The following is a 17,495-nucleotide window of genomic DNA, read 5'->3' as shown; positions in this document are numbered from 1 at the left end:
CGCTCGCCATCGCGGGAGGTTCCGTCACGCTGGATATAACGCAGATGGGCAGCTCCCTTGCCGTTCTTCCCGGCGCTCTGGACATAACGGGTTTTGACGACAACCCGGCGCATTCCGGCCGCGCTGTGACGCCAGCCGCCCGACAGGCTTCGGGCGCGAACGAAGGCCGCACCGCGGCCGCGCTTGACGCCCGGCCCTTTGCCTGCGCGCGGCGCCTTCCCACTCCTTCCGGCCGAACCGGATGCGAAGCGCGATGCGGATGACGATGATCGTCCGGGGCTGTTGCTATGCTGGCGCGCCAGCTTTTTGGCTTGCGTCAGAAAACTCTTCGCCTTGCCCGCCTTCGGCACGTCGGACCTGATGCGACCGGGCTTCGGACGGAAGCGATTCTCGTCGTCGCCGCTCATGAGCGCATCCCATGTCGTTTAGGCACGCAAACGGCTGATATTCGGCTATAGTGCCGGTCAAAACCCAGCAGAGCCAAGGCTTTGCGCCATATCGCGGCACGCGAAACCCAAAAGCAGGGTGCCGTGCGCCGCGATCCAAAACAGTGTGCAGACAAGGGCTTGCCCAGAAACCGGTCCGACAGGGTGCCGGTTTCCTTTATCTTGCCCTCCGCCTTTCTTTCCCTTTTTGCCCTTCCTGCCGGGAATGCAGCCAGGCGACCCCTTGCCTGACTGCACACCGGAAGCGGACCGAAGAAGCGTGCAGACGCCATGCTCATGGCTCGTCTCCATTGCTCGCACGGGCCACGAATATGCCGCCGTCCTGCGGCTCCTGATCGACAGAATCGCGCACAGGAACGGTTGCGCGGACGTCGTTCGACGGCTGATTGGCCGCCGCCGAATTGCCGCTGGATTGCGCGACAAAGAGCGGAGCTTCGCGCCAATCCGGCAGCGGTGGCGGCATGATCGTCGGCACATCAGGCGCAGTCTCAAGCCCAAGAACAGGTGCGAGCGTGGCGACATAGGCGCGTGTTTCTGCGGGCAAAGTGCGGCCCGTCGCCAGATGCTCGTCATAGCGACCGGGACCGGCATTGTAGGCCGCAAGCATGGCCGCGACATTGCCATAGCGGTCCCACATCTCCCGCAGATACGCCGTACCTGCGAGGATGTTGTCGCGCGGATCGTAAGGATCGCGCCCGAGACCATGGCGGCTGCGCAGGCCCGCCCAAGTATCTGGCATGACCTGCATCAGTCCCATTGCACCCGCCGATGAGATAGCACGCGCATCGCCCGCGCTTTCCACACGCAGCACGGCCAGAATCCAGTGCCCTGGAATGCCGAAGCGCTGTGACGCCTCGGCAATGAAAGCAGCTTGGGGATGCGCGGTGACAGGCGCGGGTTGCGGCGTGACCTGCGCAAATGCAGGCGTCAATCCGCTGCCAGCCAACAGAAGGGCCGTGAAGAGAAGAAGGGCGCGGGATCGCATGATCTCAGTCCCGATCTTCGCGGGGCCGCGGGCGGCTCCAGTGCAGCGACCATGACGAGCCTGCATCGTCGTCGCGGAACAGATTGGCGCGGATCGGCTGCGGCAAGGCGGGATCGTCGAGCAGCACCGAGAGATATTCGCCAGCCTTTTCGCCGGTGCGTTTCCATGCTGCACCGACCTCCGGCCCGTCATGTTCAATGTAATGGACGCGATAGTCCGGCGCATTCTCCGCATCGGAATGCTCAATGGGCACGATAACAAGATCGCGCTTCATGGTGAGCGTGACGAGCTGACCGGCGAAGCCGGATGCGTCACGCGCAAATTGACCGATCTGTGGCATGGTATGTCTCCTGTGTTGGTGGGTTTGGCGTGGGTTCAATGCGTGACCGCCCGCCATTCGTAGCGGCCATCGCCTTCCTCATCGGTCCAGAGCGGAAGCGCCCGGCCGATGACGGAACTGGCGGGAACAGGTCCGAAGTAACGGCCGTCGAGGCTGTCCCGGATTTCCCAATTCATGAGGAAGAGTTCGCCGTCGCGGATGATGCGGCAGCCCTGCCAGACCGGCAGATCGCGTCCCATCCGGTCGCGCTCCAGTGCATCGCCCATCTCGACGTTATCGACGGTAATGGTCGCACCGCTGCGGCAGACGCGCTGTCCCGGCAAGCCGAGGACGCGTTTCAGCAGCGGCACGTCCCGCCCGATATAGCCGCGCTCGACCATGAACCGCTCCAGCGGTTCGGGCGGCGCGATGACGACAAGTTCAGGAACTTCGACCACATCGGCAGGAACAACTGTGTAGAAGCCGATGGGCGCGCTGGCGGTCGCATTCCAGATAAGCCTGGTTGGCGGATCGGCAACGGCCGTGGCGACAAGCGTACCGACGGCCAACATGGACACGGCGAGGATATGACGGCGGCTCATGGTGCGATCCTCCGGCGGCTGACCCATGCGGCATGGCGTTCCGGCGTGTAGGGGTTGGGGTCCTGACCGGCGATCATGCGGTTGTGGACGTGCCGCCAATGGTCCGGCGCAGCATCCGCAGGATCGACGCCAAGCGCGTCCACGGCGTCGATGGCGGCCAGCGCTTGCTGCACCTTTGGCCAGCCATCAATACGCAGCAGGATCTCGCCGCCGGGGCGAACGAAGGGCACGGTCTGGAACGGCTCGCCACGCCCGACAGCGCGCAGGATGTCGAGCCGCGAGACGATGGTGCCGTAGTCGTTGGAGGCCCAGCGGACGAAGGCGAAGATGCTTTCGGGTGCGAAGCCGACGAGACTGCGGCGGCGGTCGATGATCTGCTCAAAGCTCTTGTGACCGAACCTGATCCAGCGCTCGACCTTCTTCTTCTGGAAGGTCAGTTCGACCATTGTGTTGAAAGGCGCTGGACGGCCCGCCAGCGGATGTTCATGAGCAGCGCGCATGGTTTTGCCGGTCATGACTGATCTCCTTCGATGGGTGGAAACTCGCGGACCAGCAGCTCGCGCAGCATCACGGCGACGGTGACACCGCGGCGGAAAGCGGCAACCTTGATGCGCCCGCGCAGTTCGGGCGCGATGTCGATGGTCAGGCGGGCGGTGAACGCCTCCGTAGCCGTCTTGCCGGTTGCCGGCGCATCGGCGGCTCTGACCCAGCTATCGGGATTGCCCGGACGCGATGCGAAGCCGGATTTGACGGGCGGACGTGTCATGGCACGATCCTCCCGACACCGAGGCCATTGATCTCGGCCGCCAGCGCTGTGACCTCCTGTGCGGCCCGTTCGCCGCCATCTGTCTCCAAGACCAGCCGTCCGGTCTGTGCGGCTTCGGCGAAGGCGACACGCTGGCCGACCGTCGTGGCCAGCAAGGGCGGATCATGTTCGGCCAGTGTCTCTGCCGTTTCGCGGGCGATGACGGTGCGCGCACCGCATCGGTTCAGCAGAAAACGGGAGGCCAGTTCAGGGCGATAGATGCGGGCTTCGTTCAGAAGCGCCAGCATCTCGGCGGAGGCCCAGCCGTCGAAAGGAGATGGCTGCACCGGGATCAGCACCAGATCGGCTGCAAGCAGCGCAGAGCGCATCAGGCCAGCGACACGGGGCGGACCATCAATAACGACATGATCGGCGTCACGCGCCAGCTCCGGCGCTTCCCGGTGCAGCGTATCGCGGGCCAGACCGATGACGCTGAACAGCCTTGGCAGCCCTTCATGGCTGCGCTGCTGCGACCAGTCGAGCGCGGAGCCTTGCGGATCGGCATCGATCAGGATGACCCGCTTGCCTTGCGCAGCCCAGGCTCCGGCGAGATGCAGCGCCAGCGTCGTCTTGCCCACGCCGCCTTTCTGATTGAGGAGCGCAACAATCATCGCCGTCCTCTCGATTTGCCGAGAGGAAGTTCAGGCGTGCTTGTTGACGCGGGCGATCCCTGCTTTGGGGGTGTCAGCTTGCCTTTATGGGCACCCGATCTGAGGGCCGCACCAGCCTTCGCTATGAGCTTTTCCACATCGCGCCGCCGCTCTTCAAAGTTAGATTCTGTGTTAGACTCTAAGTTAAGGGCGCAATTTTCGCTTTTATTACCGAAGGATAGGAGGTGTTTGGGTTCCCGATAGCACGAGCCTCCGGTTCCTGATGGCACGATAGTCCGGGTTCCCGATAGCACGAGGCTATCCACAGGTTTTACACAGGCCGGGACAGGCTCGAAAGCGAGCAGCATCCGGCCGCCGGTTTCGACCTCGGCGAACAGGGTGTAGCCGGGCAGTGGCTGGCGGCGGATAATGTCGCGCAGCTCGAAGGCGAAGCGCTTGAACGGCGACAGACTGCCCGATTTCTGGTGCAGGTGACGGAAGTCGAACCGCCAACCGTTTTTCTGCCGCCCACCATGCTTGCGCACCAGGCGATAGAGCCAGCGATCCAACCCGCCGGTCAGATTGAAATAGGCCCGGTCGATGGTGAGGATCAGGGCGTCATCCAGAACCGCACTGTAGAACCAGTCGGGCACGATCATCTCGATGCCGTCCGGGCGGCCATTGGCATCGGTCCGCTCGTGCCATTCGTTGATCCACGAAAAGCGATGTCGCCGTCCATTCGCGCGCTGGCGGATCGAGGTTGCAACCGTGGTCGATTGCAGCCGGTCCAGCGCCGCCTTCAGGCGCTGATAGTCCCTCAGGGAGGTTCCGCGCCCTGTGAATGTCAGGATTTCATAGGGCGTTGCCGCCATCAGGCGCGACGTGCGCAGACCGGCGTCCCGCGCTTCAACAATCTGACTGGCCGCCCAGATCAGAATATCGGCATCCCAGATCGTCGCCATGCCGTGATCGGGAACAGCTTCGACACGGATCGAGACATTGCCCAGGGCAAAGTCAATCGGGCGGATACGGTGCGATTTAGAAAGGGAAAAGAAAGGATAGGCCATGAGATCCTGCGCGTCTCGTGGAGCGAATTCACCGGGAAGCGTCCGAAACAGATCGAGTTGTCCGCGTTCCGAGGCGGATGGATGCTGCGCTGCCATCAGGGGGTGACAACCACGTTCAGCGCGTGATGCGCTTGGGCGAGGTGAACGCGGTCGGGGGCAGAGGTTTCGCCGGGAGAACCTGTCCGCGTGGGTCCGACGTGGAGGTGACTGATCCGCGCGCAACCCAGGCTGCGAGATCCTCGACCGAATAGACAACGCGACCGCCGAGCTTGTGATAGGCAGGTCCGGTTCCGTAGGTTCTGTGCTTTTCCAGCGTGCGCGCGGACAGGCTGAGGAAATCGGCAGCTTCCTTGGTGCGCAGGTAGCGTGGCGGCAAGGCGGCGAGATCAGGTCGCATGGGGTGGCCTCCGTGGTTGTGCAGGATGCCGCTGACGATCAACGGCATGACATGCGCACGGTGGCGAAGGCGCGGCGGCATGGGGGATGAGGAAGATCGAAGGGGTAAAATCCTCACCCTCGATCAGACGTCAGTGTCAGGGTTTGCGACGATGGCGCAAAAGGTCCTGATAACCGCCGTCGATCAGCGCGGCGGCAGATCGGACAAGGGCGATGACAGAGGCGCGCAAAGCCGATGTCTTCCACGGCTCAGCGCGAACGCGCGCCTCGCCGTAAATGGCGATGGCAATCTCACGATAGGTCGCGTGGTTGGCGTTTCCGTCGGCAGCTTGCATCATCAGGCGAAACCGCCGGCGCTGATACGGCGTCATCCTGGGGTCGCGGCGCGCGGGTCTCCCGGCCAGCATGTGCCAGAGCCTGAGAATGGCTTCGAGCCGATCCGGCAGATTTTCGTCAAGGGGCAGGATGAGCGCCGGCTGCGAATTGGCATCGGTATCGGCGAGGATCAGATATTGAACGCCGTCTCTGGCGTCACAGACACCATATGTCCCCTCTGGTCCGCAGATGGCATCAGCAAGATCGACCGATAAGGCGGACGGAGAAGGCGGAAGAAAATCGGGCGCTGCCCCGAGCATCAGCATGTCCGGATTGGCAACAGGCGACCAGATGACCGGTTGGTCGAGCGCGGAAAAGCCGGGGTCTGCCGGGAAATCGCAACCCCCAGAGATTTTGGACGTCATCCGCAAAGGGAAGATGCCCGGCGCCTTGCGCTACAAGATCATCGAAACTGGCCTGATAGGAGGCGTTACGGCGCAGGCATTCCCAGGCGACGCCCTCAACGGGCAGCGCATCATAGAATTCATACTGCTCCTGGTCTCGCCATCGGGATGTATCCGGCTTCATTGCTCCGCTCCTGGTTGAAACTGCACAGGTGGAGCGTGAAAGAATTGCGGCGCCTCTACCGAGATGGAAGTCGGGACAAAGACATGGGGTGATGCTCTAAGGGCATCACTGGTGCGACGGCACCGAGGTCAGGTCCGATCTGTCGGACGGCGGAGCAGCTGGCGATAGCCGCTCTGTGTCATCCAGCGCGCGCGGGCCAGATGGCTGTCATGGACCTGCCGGGCGCGCACTGGTTCCAGGGCGGGGTCGATACCGAACAGAATGTTGACGGCTTCGGTCCATTCCGCACCATCGGCGTCAGCATCAAGCAGCCGCATGTAAAGTTTGACGTGCGCGCGATCATATTCGGTCAGCTCGTCGGCGACAGGCGCGATGTCGTCAAAGGGTACGACTGCGAATGTCATGTCGAGGGCCGCCGCAGGGCGCAGGCCGCCGCAGCGGATTGATGATGCCGCCCGCGCCCGTCAGGCGTCATGGATCTGTCGGTGTCTCTTCTCGTCTTGGCCATGAACCAGCAATACTCCTTGCCCGCGATCCGTGGACAGGAGAACAATCCCTGCTGCTTCAAGCGCCCGGCGCACCTGATCCCGCGTTGTCTCATACACCTCGAGCCGGTTCTCGGACTCGAGGCGCTTCAGGGCAGTCAGCGATATTCGGGCCTTGTCAGCGAGCGTCTCCTGCGTCCAACCCAGCAACGCGCGTGCGGCCCGCGACTGTCGAGCGGTGATCATGCATGATCACCTCCCATCGCGACCGGCGCGCATTCCAGAACTACGGCTATTTTAGTCGCCCTCGTCCGATACGCCATACGAAATCGTCGAATCTGGCCAGGGCGTTATCTGCACGGCTGAGCATGCAGCCCGACTGATTCGCCCGTATGCCGCAATTGCAGCACTTGTGCTGGCCGTAACGCCGACCAGCGCAAGATGATCCCCAAACGCTCCATGGGAAATGATCGTGATATGCTTGGAGATCATTTTCTTTGCGTTTTGCGCTGGATATGATACCCATCCAGATCAATGAGGCAGGAATGATCCGTAAAGGCATCACATGAAGGCGGAAGCAGAAACACTGGGGCTGATCGGCGACCATTTTCGCCGCGCACGTCTTGCAGCGGGGCTGACCCAGGAGCAGGTGGCCGATCTTGCCGGCATTTCGCGCCCGCGCTACCGCGACATCGAGACGGGGGCGGCAGCTGCGCGCACCACGACATTGATCAACATCGCCAGGGCGCTTGGACTGGAAATGATGCTGGTCCCGCAGGCAATGGTGCCCGCCATCGAAGCGCTTTTGCGCCCCGATGCCGAGGACGATCATCCGGCCTTCAGCCCGCAACCGGAGAGCGACGATGACAGCCGCCCGAACCGCTGAAATCATCACCTCGCTGGACGTGTTCCTGAACAGTGCGAAGGTTGGCACGATCGTCAGGACGCCGGGTGACTTCAACGCCTTCAGCCTTGATCCGGCCTATCGCGCGACCGGCGGCATTCCGGTTCTGAGCCTGTCGCTGCGCGCGGCATCAGGGGGCTTGCGCAAGGATCCGCGACCTGTCGCAGGCAGCCTGCCGCCCTTCTTTGCCAACCTGCTGCCCGAAGACCGGCTGCGTGAGGCGATGGAAAAGCATCATGCGACCAATGTGCGGCCGGGGAATGATTTCGATCTCCTGGCAGCTCTGGGCGCGGATCTGCCGGGTGCCGTTCGGGTGCTGCCCAGTGACGGTCAACCCGGCATCGGGGCGGTGCCATCCCAAGGGCAGCCCAAGGCCCGCTTCTCGCTGGCAGGCGTGCAGATGAAGCTCTCGGTGATGAAGAACACGGGCAAGGGCGGTGGACTGACCTTGCCGCTTGGGGATGACGAGGGCCAGTATATTGCGAAATTCCCCTCGACCGCCTTTCCGGGCGTGTCGGAAAACGAGTTCGCGAACCTCGCGCTTGCCGAAGCCATCGGCATGGACGTGCCTGAGCGGGAACTGGTCAGCCGAGACCAGTTCGAGGGCATTCCCAAAGAGTTTGAAACACTTGCCGAGGGGCTGGTCCTGCTCGTGCGGCGTTTTGATCGCGGGGCAGACGGGCAGCGCATCCATATCGAGGATTTTGCGCAGGTTTTCGGCCTGTACCCGGCGCGCAAATATGATGGCGCCGCCTCCCACGATATCGCCTCTGTGCTGAATGTTGCGATCTCGCCGTTCGCCGCGCTGGAGTTTGTCCGGCGGCTGACCTTCTCGGTGGTCATGGGCAATGGCGACATGCACCTCAAGAACTGGTCGCTGATCTATCCGGGCGACGGCGACACGCCCGTTCTTGCACCGATCTACGACATGCTTTCGACCGTGCCCTATATTCCGGCAGATGGGCTGGCGCTGTCTCTGGGCGGCGAGCGGGCCTTCAAGGGCTTGGCCCCGGCCCGCTGGAAGACGTTTGCCAGCCGGGCAAGGCTTCCTGAGCCCGCTGTCCTCAAGACCGTCGCCGAAACGGTGCGGCGGATCGATGCGCGATGGTGGACACTGCCGGAGCGCGAAGTGGTCCCCCCGGCCGTGCTGGTACGGATCGACGCCCATGTAAAAACCATGATCCCGATCCTGACCGGCTGAGCAGTTCCAGCCCGGACAGGTCACCGGGCCTGACGGCTTTCCCGCAGGCACGGGAAAGGCCCCGACCTTGCGGTCGGAGCCTTTGTTCCGCGCCTCAGTCGCCGCGGCGACCGTTGGGGCGGGACCAGATGAGGGAAAAGCTGTCGCCTTCTTCGTCATCGAAGAGGTTGGCGTAGATCGGAGCGTTGAAGCTCGGATCGTCCAGCTTGAGGCCCAGATAGTCGCGGCCCTCGTTGGAGCGCTTGGACCAGGCGGCGCCGATTTCGGCGCGGCCGACCAGAACGCGGTGGCTGGGGGCGTTCTCGCCGGTGGCGCGCAGGTCGGGGACGATGCGCACGCCCTTGGCCTGGACGCTGAGGGTGACGATTTCGCCGGTGAATTCGTTCGAGCCGGTCTTCTTGAAGGTGCCGATGGTTGCCATTTTAAGTCTCCGATTTCCGTTTCCGAGCCCGCACCATTGCGGCCTCTATGGCGATCGTCCGGCCGGAGACGAACGCTGGCGCACCCCAAAGGGGCTGGACAGCACAGGAGAAACTTTCTTGTTCCGCGCGGAATGTCGGCTTTGCCGGCAGGGGAAGAAAGTTGTGACGACGCTGTTGCGCTAGGGCGGTCGAAGCGCATCGCGCTGGTCTTCGGCCAGATCAGGCCATTGAAGAGGCCGTTTGGAGCGGTCGAGACACGGGGGCTGAACGGAGATGTGGCAACCTTGAGGCTCCATCAGGATGACCTGACCGGCAACACCGGCCTTTCCTGTCACCATGCGTCTCAGATCATGCGCATCTCTGCTTCCGGCCTGTTCCACCGGCATGCCACCACCCGCGGGTTCCCGTCAGTCTGCACGCGCTGGTGCCGACCGTCCTGCGCTCCTATGGGCCGCGTCTGTGCCCTAGGTTGATCCGGTGATTGGCCGCTGTCTGTCACCATTTTCCTGACGAAGACGGAAAACGATCAGCATCCGCGTCTGGTCGCCATCAACGGATCATTGCGATTCAGGTTCGTGCAAAGCCGCCGTCCGCGTGGTCGGTTGCCGCCATGCCCGTAACGCGCAGGAACGCCGTCACGCCCACCGCAACCGCTCCGATCACCGAGAAGATGAGTTGCCATATCTCCGAGGGCATCATGTGCTTGACAATACCGAGCGTGGCGTAAAATCCGGCCATTCCCGCCGGAGCGACGAAGGCCAGAGCAATCAGCAGACGCGCCCACATCGGGCGGATCAGCATGAGCAGGCCCTGCCCAACAGCCAGCGTTAGACCGGCGGCGAGAAGACCAACGACGATGCCGCCGAGCCAACCAGCCCCAGTATCATAGGCCAAGGCGCCTGCATTCAGGCCAATAAAGAATGGCAAAGCGAATACGGCGAGATTGAACAGCAGCCAGCACATGGTGCCGATGGCTGCGATGGAAACGAGGATTCCGAGAACGATCATGGTGGTGTCTCCGTGCAAAAGGTTGGACGGTTGCGCCTTCCACCACCACCACGGCGCAGCCACAGAATAGCAGCATTCCTCTCACCGGGCGAGATGAGATAGTTTGTAAGGTCAAGCCTCTCTGTAAACTTGCCGCTTGAACAAGAAAGCTGATGCGTCTGGTAGACCAGTATCGGCTCTACCTCTACGGTGGTTATATTGTTGGGTGGTGGAAGGCTGCGGGTTAAAGTCTATGGCAGAAATCGATTGGTCAGATCGAGCATTTTACGACGATGGCGAATGGGTAAGCTGGTCAGACATCGATGAGCAGCTTCGTCACAAGGAGTGGGGAGCGAAGTATCCAAACGCCATCCGATCAATGATCCCATATTTTGAGGACCTGATCTCACTCGCTGAGAGCTACCATCTGGAGACTGGCCTGCATTTGTCCGTGTATGGCGACATCGGCGAATTGTTCGGGGCCATCACCTACGGCATCAAGTTGAACAAGACCTACGCGCAGGGTTCGGACGGCAGGCTCGAAAACGATCATGTCGAAATCAAAACCATCACACCTTTCAAGACCAAGGACGTGGTGATGGTGGATACATCGAGGCATTTCAACAAGTTGCTCGTGGTCAAAATAAATGCGGAGTTCCAGGTCTCCGGGCGAATGGTCAGCCGCAAGCAATTGCCAAAGCGCTCAGGCCGTTATCTCCGGATTCGCTGGGAGGACCTGGCGCTCTTGCAGTAGTGCGCAATGGCGTTATGCCGAACCGGCAGCGCTCACGCGCTGCCGGTCCCGAAGCGATAAACTGGGATGCCCATCTTGCGAGCCTTGTCGGCCAGGTTGTCCTGAATACCCGTGCCGGGGAAGATGATGACCCCGATCGGCATGATGCCGAGCATCTGGTCGTTGCGCTTGAACGGTGCTGCCTTGGCATGTTTTGCCCAGTCGGGTTTGAAGGCGACCTGTGCGACCTTGCGGTTATTGGCCCAGGTGGCCGCGATGCGTTCCGCGCCCTTGGGCGATCCGCCGTGCATCAGCACCATGTCCGGGTGCTTGGCGTGGACCTGATCGAGCTTGGCCCAGATCGTCCGGTGATCGGTGGTGTCGCCACCCGAGAAGGCGATCTTCGGTCCTGCGGGCAGCAGCACCTCGTTGTCGGCACGGCGCTTTGCGGCGATGAAGTCGCGGCTGTCGATCATGGCCGAGGTCATCTGGCGATGGTTGACCCGTGAGCCGGAGCGTTGCGACCAGGGCGTGCCGGTAGTGCGCAGATAGATGTCGGCGGCGGTTTCACGGAAGGTCTCCATGCTGTCGCGGCGTTCGATCAGGCTTTGGCCTGCACCGATCAGGGTTTCGAGCTGGACGGATTTAACCTCGCTGCCGTCCTGTTCGCGTTGAAGGCGTTTCTGCGCCTGCTCGTTATCGTCGAGTTTGTGCTCGATCCGCTCGACAGCGCGGTGGAAGGTGTTGACGGTGGACCAGAGGATTTCGTCGAGGTCGAAATCGAGGCTGGTGTCGGCCATGGTGGAAATCAGGGCGTCGAAGATGTCGGAGACTGCGCCCTGGATGACGTGATCTTCGGGTGTGATCCGGGGATCGGCCTCGTCTTCGGAGGGGCGGTAGCCGTAGAGTTCGAGTTCCTCGATGGCATGGCCGGTCGGGGACGTGCTGTGATCGGGTTCGAAATCGTCGTGCGCGTACATGGGATGCTTCCGTCAGTTGGACCGCGACCGTCGCGGCCTTCATGGCGACGAAAGCGCACGGGCGCTCCGGTCTGGCAGCGCGAGCCTCTGGCGAGTGCCTTGATGGCAAAGCCCGGCTGATTTGTTTCGCGCTGTAAAGGCGGCTCCGCCGCCGACGGAAATCAGTCGGGCGCCGCCATTGCCTGACCGGAGCGTTTGTGGGCCGATCGCCCTCTCGGAAGGCCAAGGCGCGGTCCTCTGCTGATGACAGGATGCAGCCTATGCGCATGACAGGATCGGAACGCCCCGATCACGGATCCGTACCGGCTATGCACTTGAAGCCGTGAAACGGCTGACGTCCTCGGGAGCGATTTGCACCCGGATCTCTGCCCGAACGGCATCCAGCCCGTGAGTTGCGAGATCTTCGTTGAAGTCCCCCATCATGGGCGAGAGCGTGATAGCCTTGATCCCGGCCTCGTGCGCCCGGTTCACCAGGCTATCGCGTGCGCTGTCACCTGCCGGATCGTTGTCGCGGACGATATAGAGCGTGCGCAGTTGCGGCGGAAACAGGATGGCAGCGAGATGTCCGGCCGAGAGCGCGGAAACCATCGGCATGGTGGGCAAAGCCTGACGCAGCGACAGGATGGTTTCGATACCTTCCCCCGCTGCCATGGCATCCTTCGCATCCCCGAAACGAACCGCGTGTCCGAGCAGGTCGCCCATTGCCTTCCTCGGCGGATCGACAGGTGCTTTGCCGGAGCCGTCCGAGGCCAGCCATGTGCGGTGTGCGCCGGTGATCCTGCCATCGAGGTCGGTAACGGCGGCGATCATGGCGGGCCAGGTTTGCGTCGGGCCATCGTCCTCGGGGCGCCAGTAGCAGTTGGGATGGAAGCGCAGATTTGCGGTTTGGCGTAAATCCGTAATGCCGCGTCCGCGTAAATACGCTTCTGCGATGCTGCCGATCAGCGGCTGTGTCATGCGCCAGAGGCGACGTGCCGCCTCGGATGATCCCGATGGTGCAGGCGTTCGGGACGGACGGGATGACGGCTGCAGTTCAGGATGCGGCAGGCTGAGGAAGTGCCGGGCTTCTTCGGCAACATCTGCGAAGTCGATGAGACCGAGCGAATCCCGGATCACATCCAGCAGATCGCCATATTCACCCGTGGCCGAGTCCTGCCATTTGCCGGCAATGCCTTTCACGCTGTCGTGCAACCGGACGAACATCGAGCGGCCAGCCGTGTTTCGGACATCGCCAACCTGCCAGTAATTGCCCTGTTTGCGGCCATTGGAGAGATAGTGGCGGCACACCGCCTCGGCCTGTCGGCCGAGACGGTGCGCCAGTTCGGAAGCGTTGAGACGCGACATTATGCGGCCTCCCGCTCACCGATGCGCAGGGCCGGGAAGCGGTCAAGCAGTTTGCCGATGATCTCCGGCCCCGTTGCATCGACGGGTACGAAGAAGCGCAGTTTCCACGAGATGATCTCACTGAAGAGACCATAGGCCCGCAGCCGATCACGCATTGCATCGGTAAAGCAGGTCAGTTCGATCCGGTTGGCGCCCATGACGCGGACGCGGCGCAGTTGCAGCCCCTCGGCAAGGTCGAGGATCGTGCGACCTTCGATCAGCGCAGCATAGGCGGCATCCGGTGTCAGGCTGTTGGTGACGCCACTGGTCGAAGCATTGGCGGCCCAGGCCGGCGATACCCGGCGACCGATGATGCGTTCGCCCTCGTCGGTCTGGAGCCGATAGACACGGGAAGACTCCTGCGGCAGGCGTTTCCAGATCGGCAGAAGCAGCCCTGTCACTATATGCAGGGTACTGTCGGTGAACTCCGGCACCTCGGCCAGTTCTGTCTTCCAGGCTGCGTTGAAGGCGGAACGGTCGGCCTCGATCCAGTGGGTGTCACCCATCGCCCGCACAGGAATGTTCATCGCCTCCATCGGCCGGATCAGCCGCACGCGCCGTTCGATCTCGCCATCATCCAGCATGATGCTGGTGGTCGGGATCTGCACGGCGGCGCGACCGGATCGCTCGTTGATGAGCAATCTTGCGCGGGGATCATCCAGTTCCGCCAGCGCGGCATCGAGCGAAACCGGTTGATTGCGCCTGCGCTCGGTGAGCGTCAGGAGCCGGGTTTCCGCCCCTGTGCCCGGATGGGTGTGGATCACCTGCCGGTCGGTGACGATGAAGCTCTCCGCCTTCAGCGTTTCCAACCCCATGTCATAGGTCCCGGATGCAATTGCCCCGTCGATCCGCGCCTGCAGAAGCTGCTCGAAGGCCGAGAACAGGATGCCCTGCAACTCGATGGTCAGCGCCAGCAGGCGGTTGAGGAAGGTGGTGATCGGCGGCAGGTCGTCCTTGATGCCGGTCGAATCCATCAGCTTCAGGCCGGTGGCGGCTTCAAACCGCTCCAACGAGCAGCCCTCGACCTTGCCGCGCACGATCAGCAGATAGAGCTGGCGCAGCGCATCGCGGGCATAGGCGGATTCCAGATTATCCTCGGGACGGAACAGCCCCTGACCGCCGGTCTGACGCTGGCCGCGTGTGATCGCGCCCAGCGTGTCGAGGCGGCGGGCGATGGTCGAAAGGAAGCGCTTCTCGGCTTTGACATCCGTGGCGATGGGTCGGAACAGCGGCGGCTGCGCCTGATTGGTGCGGTTGGTGCGCCCGAGCCCCTGAATGGCGGCATCGGCCTTCCAGCCCGGTTCCAGCAGGTAATGCACGCGCAGCCGCTGGTTTTTCGCCGAGAGTTCGGCGTGATAGCTGCGCCCCGTGCCACCAGCATCAGAGAAGACGAGGATGCGCTTCTGGTCATCCATGAAGGCTGACGTCTCGGCAAGGTTGGCAGAAGGCGCACGGTTCTCGACCGCAAGACGTGCCGATGCCCCGTCACCCTTGCGCACGATCCGGCGCGAACGGCCTGTGACCTCGGCCACCATATCCGTACCGAAACGCTGCACGATCTGGTCGAGCGCACCGGGGACAGGCGGAAGCGACCCCAGCTGCTCCAGCATCTCGTTGCGCCGCGCCACGGCTTCGCGGCATTCCACCGGCTGACCATCGCGGAAGACGGGCCGTGACGAGAGGTTCCCCTCACCGTCGGTGAACGGCTCGTAGAGCTGGACCGGGAAGGAATGCTGCAAATACGAGCCGACATACTCCCTCGGCGTGACATCGACGGAAATATCGTTCCATTCCTCGGTGGGGATCTCGGATAGCCGCCGTTCCATCAGGGCTTCGCCGGTCGAGACGATCTGGATGACGGCGGCATGGCCCGCCTCCAGATCGGCCTCGATAGACCGGATCAGGGTCGGGGTTTTCGTGGAGGTCAGCAGATGGCCAAAGAAGCGCTGCTTGGTGCTTTCAAAGGCCGAACGGGCGGCGGATTTGGCCTGCCGGTTCAGCGTCCCCTCGCTGCCGGTGATGTTGGCGGCTTCCATCGCCGCGTCCAGGTTCCCATGAATGACAGCGAAGGCGGCAGCATATGAGTCGTAGATGTGCCGCTGTTCGTCCGTGAGCTGATGCTCGATCAGTTCATATTCGACGCCATCATAGGAGAGTGAGCGGGCGGTATAGAGGCCGAGAGATCGCAGGTCGCGGGCCAGGACCTCCATGGCCGCAACGCCACCGGATTCGATCGCCTCGACGAACTCGGCGCGCGTCTGGAACGGAAAGTCCTCACCGCCCCAGAGGCCGAGGCGCTGAGCATAGGCGAGATTGTGGACGGTGGTGGCGCCAGTCGCCGAGACATAGACGACGCGGGCGTCGGGCAGCGCGTGCTGAAGCCGCAGGCCCGCACGTCCCTGCTGCGAGGCGGCGACATCACCGCGTTCACCTTTTCCGCCACCGGCATTCTGCATGGAATGGCTCTCGTCGAAGATAATGGCTCCATCGAAATCGGACCCTAACCATTCGACGATCTGCTTGACGCGGGAAACCTTCTCGCCGCGGTCGTCGGAGCGTAGCGTGGCATAGGTGGTAAAAAGGATGCCTTCCGACAGCGTGATCGGCTTGCCTTGAGGGAAGCGTGACAGAGGCGTGACCAGCAGCCGTTCCATGCCGAGCGCCGACCAGTCGCGTTGCGCGTCCTCGATCAGCTTGTCGGATTTGGAGATCCAGATCGCTTTGCGCCGACCGCGAAGCCAGTTGTCGAGAATGATGGCGGCGGACTGGCGACCCTTGCCAGCGCCGGTTCCATCACCGAGCATGAAGCCCCGGCGAAAGCGGATCGATCCGGCAGCATCCTCGGGCGCGGCGCTCACATTGTCGAAATGCTCGTCCACGGTCCAGGCGCCGGCGAGATGATCGGCGTGGGCTTCACCGGCATAGATCACCGTTTCAAGCTGGGCGTCCGACAGACGCGCGCAGATGTCGGGCGGCAGCATGGGCCGGTAGGAAGGCTTGGGCGGTGCGACCGAGGCCATGGCGGCGGATTGCACCAGCTTGGTCGGATGCGGCTGTGCACCAGCGATACGCAGCGATTGCAGCGCATATTCCTCATAGATCGCGTCGGACAGGCGAGCGCCTTCCGGTGGCGTCCAGTCCACGGTCTCATAGGCGAGTTCGACGCCATCAGGATCATTGGGCGAAGCAGCGACAGATCGCGTAGCCGCCGAGCGAGCGAGATAGCCCCGCACGGTCTTCGGCGCGGTGGCCCAAGCGGAAACCACGATCTTCGGCAATGACACTGGCAGGCGCGGCGGAACCTGTTCCTCGATCCATCCGATCAGCGTGGCAACATCAGGCGCGATCCCCGGCGAAGCCGGCAAACTGGCGGGATCGTCGGCGGGCAGTTTGTCGATCACGGTCAGCCGTGTGTCGATCGTGGTGCCGTGCTTGGCATAGACCGCACCATCAATGGCGGCGCTGAACACCACACGGCCACGCGCCTGCAAGCGGATGAAAGCGTCCCGCCATGCCGGGGCCTCGGGACCAAAGCCTGCGCCGGTGATCGTCACCAGCCGACCGCCCGGTGCAAGACGGGCCAGCGCCGAGACAACATGGCGGTAGGCCGCATCGGCGACACGCCCGCTGACATTGGCCATAACCGAGAAGGGCGGGTTCATCAGCACCGCGGACGGGACGGCATCTGGGGGCAAATGGTCGTCGATCTGGGCGGCGTCGAACTGGGTGACGGCAAAAGCCGGAAAGAGCTGGGCAAGCAGATCGGCGCGGGTCTCGGCGAGTTCATTGAGGATCAGCGAGCCGCCGATCGTCTGCGCCAGTATCGCCAGAAGGCCGGTGCCCGCCGATGGTTCCAGCACGCGATCATCGGGTGTGATCGCGGCGGCTGTCAGAGCGGCAAGGCCGAGCGGGATCGGCGTCGAAAATTGCTGGAAGTTCTGGCTTTCCTCGGAACGTCGGGTCTGCGTGGGCAGCAGCCCCGCGACCTTTGCCAGCACAGAAATCCGTGAAGCCGGAGACGCGGCTTTACGGAAAAGCGCCTTTCCGTATTTGCGCAGGAAGAGAACGGCAGCGACTTCGCACGCCTCATAAGCGAGCTTCCAGTCCCAGACGCCGGTAGCGTCAGATGCGCCGAAGGCCGTTTCCATCACACCGCGCAGGATGGCAGCATCGACGCGCTGCCCGCGTTCGAGATGGGGGAGTAAAAGATTGGCCGCAGCCAGAATGGCGGGCGCAGCCGCCATTGGTGTGACCGGGTCGGTCACGGGGAACACCATGTTCATGCCT

General features: G+C 62.8%; 20 protein-coding genes. 3 read left to right on the top strand and 17 right to left on the bottom strand.

Going from position 1 to position 17,495, the window contains the following annotated elements:
• Positions 1-720 precede the first annotated feature (720 nt).
• The 12 genes from K8M09_RS02630 to K8M09_RS02575 all read right to left on the bottom strand — a co-directional run bounded on the left by K8M09_RS02630 (position 721) and on the right by K8M09_RS02575 (position 6,844).
• The gene (locus K8M09_RS02630; RefSeq protein ID WP_112830888.1) at positions 721-1,431 is read right to left on the bottom strand and encodes a lytic transglycosylase domain-containing protein; all 711 of its coding nucleotides are present in this window, start codon (positions 1,429-1,431) and stop codon (positions 721-723) included.
• Between the two features lie 4 nt (positions 1,432-1,435).
• Positions 1,436-1,771, bottom strand: coding sequence for a DUF736 domain-containing protein (locus K8M09_RS02625; protein ID WP_112830889.1), 336 nt, complete (start codon positions 1,769-1,771; stop codon positions 1,436-1,438).
• Positions 1,772-1,806: 35 nt separating this feature from the next.
• On the bottom strand, positions 1,807-2,352 hold the full coding sequence (locus K8M09_RS02620; RefSeq protein ID WP_035746360.1) for a S26 family signal peptidase: 546 nt from the start codon (positions 2,350-2,352) through the stop codon (positions 1,807-1,809).
• Entirely contained in the window at positions 2,349-2,867 is a 519-nt protein-coding gene (locus K8M09_RS02615; RefSeq protein ID WP_160787812.1) for a DUF2840 domain-containing protein, read from the bottom strand. The genes K8M09_RS02620 and K8M09_RS02615 overlap by 4 nt, the downstream gene beginning before the upstream one ends.
• The gene (locus K8M09_RS02610; RefSeq protein WP_024708785.1) at positions 2,864-3,118 is read right to left on the bottom strand and encodes a hypothetical protein; all 255 of its coding nucleotides are present in this window, start codon (positions 3,116-3,118) and stop codon (positions 2,864-2,866) included. Before K8M09_RS02610 ends, K8M09_RS02615 begins: the two co-directional genes overlap by 4 nt.
• Positions 3,115-3,768: a ParA family partition ATPase gene (parA, locus tag K8M09_RS02605; protein ID WP_160787811.1), complete on the bottom strand. Its 654-nt coding sequence runs from the start codon at positions 3,766-3,768 to the stop codon at positions 3,115-3,117. Before parA ends, K8M09_RS02610 begins: the two co-directional genes overlap by 4 nt.
• Complete coding sequence (locus tag K8M09_RS02600) at positions 3,765-4,910, bottom strand: replication initiator protein A (protein WP_160787810.1); 1,146 nt, start codon at positions 4,908-4,910, stop codon at positions 3,765-3,767. Before K8M09_RS02600 ends, parA begins: the two co-directional genes overlap by 4 nt.
• 19 nt (positions 4,911-4,929) lie before the next feature.
• The gene (locus K8M09_RS02595; protein ID WP_010336149.1) at positions 4,930-5,211 is read right to left on the bottom strand and encodes a helix-turn-helix transcriptional regulator; all 282 of its coding nucleotides are present in this window, start codon (positions 5,209-5,211) and stop codon (positions 4,930-4,932) included.
• 136 nt (positions 5,212-5,347) lie between these two features.
• The gene (locus tag K8M09_RS02590; protein WP_229342103.1) at positions 5,348-5,845 is read right to left on the bottom strand and encodes a DUF2285 domain-containing protein; all 498 of its coding nucleotides are present in this window, start codon (positions 5,843-5,845) and stop codon (positions 5,348-5,350) included.
• Positions 5,781-6,113 (bottom strand): transcriptional regulator domain-containing protein, encoded by a 333-nt coding sequence (locus K8M09_RS02585; protein WP_229342101.1) that lies wholly within the window; start codon positions 6,111-6,113, stop codon positions 5,781-5,783. Before K8M09_RS02585 ends, K8M09_RS02590 begins: the two co-directional genes overlap by 65 nt.
• A gap of 128 nt (positions 6,114-6,241) precedes the next feature.
• Positions 6,242-6,517: a DNA -binding domain-containing protein gene (locus tag K8M09_RS02580; RefSeq protein WP_112830896.1), complete on the bottom strand. Its 276-nt coding sequence runs from the start codon at positions 6,515-6,517 to the stop codon at positions 6,242-6,244.
• 60 nt (positions 6,518-6,577) lie between these two features.
• The gene (locus tag K8M09_RS02575) at positions 6,578-6,844 is read right to left on the bottom strand and encodes a helix-turn-helix domain-containing protein (RefSeq protein ID WP_020818551.1); all 267 of its coding nucleotides are present in this window, start codon (positions 6,842-6,844) and stop codon (positions 6,578-6,580) included.
• 319 nt (positions 6,845-7,163) lie between these two features.
• Here K8M09_RS02575 and K8M09_RS02570 point away from each other — a divergent pair, with 319 nt between their 5' ends.
• The gene (locus tag K8M09_RS02570) at positions 7,164-7,484 is read left to right on the top strand and encodes a helix-turn-helix domain-containing protein (RefSeq protein WP_160787809.1); all 321 of its coding nucleotides are present in this window, start codon (positions 7,164-7,166) and stop codon (positions 7,482-7,484) included.
• Positions 7,462-8,703 (top strand): type II toxin-antitoxin system HipA family toxin, encoded by a 1,242-nt coding sequence (locus K8M09_RS02565; protein WP_112830898.1) that lies wholly within the window; start codon positions 7,462-7,464, stop codon positions 8,701-8,703. The genes K8M09_RS02570 and K8M09_RS02565 overlap by 23 nt, the downstream gene beginning before the upstream one ends.
• Before the next feature lie 94 nt (positions 8,704-8,797).
• Here K8M09_RS02565 and K8M09_RS02560 read toward each other — a convergent pair whose 3' ends face one another.
• Both K8M09_RS02560 and K8M09_RS02555 read right to left on the bottom strand, forming a co-directional pair.
• Positions 8,798-9,124, bottom strand: coding sequence for a DUF736 domain-containing protein (locus K8M09_RS02560; protein WP_094540691.1), 327 nt, complete (start codon positions 9,122-9,124; stop codon positions 8,798-8,800).
• Positions 9,125-9,692: 568 nt separating this feature from the next.
• A complete protein-coding gene (locus K8M09_RS02555) occupies positions 9,693-10,133 on the bottom strand; it encodes a hypothetical protein (protein WP_112830899.1) in 441 nt (146 codons plus the stop codon).
• A 232-nt stretch (positions 10,134-10,365) separates the two neighbouring features.
• On the opposite strand from K8M09_RS02555, the gene K8M09_RS02550 reads away from it, so the two are divergent.
• A complete protein-coding gene (locus K8M09_RS02550) occupies positions 10,366-10,866 on the top strand; it encodes a hypothetical protein (RefSeq protein WP_015740143.1) in 501 nt (166 codons plus the stop codon).
• Positions 10,867-10,898: 32 nt separating this feature from the next.
• On the opposite strand, the gene K8M09_RS02545 is transcribed toward K8M09_RS02550, so the two are convergent.
• The 3 genes from K8M09_RS02545 to K8M09_RS02535 form a co-directional block, all read right to left on the bottom strand.
• Positions 10,899-11,825: a DUF2493 domain-containing protein gene (locus K8M09_RS02545; protein WP_024707710.1), complete on the bottom strand. Its 927-nt coding sequence runs from the start codon at positions 11,823-11,825 to the stop codon at positions 10,899-10,901.
• A gap of 306 nt (positions 11,826-12,131) precedes the next feature.
• Positions 12,132-13,169 (bottom strand): DUF7146 domain-containing protein, encoded by a 1,038-nt coding sequence (locus tag K8M09_RS02540; RefSeq protein ID WP_112830900.1) that lies wholly within the window; start codon positions 13,167-13,169, stop codon positions 12,132-12,134.
• Complete coding sequence (locus K8M09_RS02535) at positions 13,169-17,491, bottom strand: strawberry notch-like NTP hydrolase domain-containing protein (protein WP_160787808.1); 4,323 nt, start codon at positions 17,489-17,491, stop codon at positions 13,169-13,171. Before K8M09_RS02535 ends, K8M09_RS02540 begins: the two co-directional genes overlap by 1 nt.
• Between the last annotated feature and the right edge of the window lie 4 nt (positions 17,492-17,495).

It is taken from the genome of Shinella zoogloeoides, from assembly GCF_020883495.1.
GTDB lineage: Bacteria > Pseudomonadota > Alphaproteobacteria > Rhizobiales > Rhizobiaceae > Shinella > Shinella zoogloeoides.
Note: the sequence above shows the minus strand (reverse complement) of the source record. Positions and strands in the feature narration are given on the sequence as shown.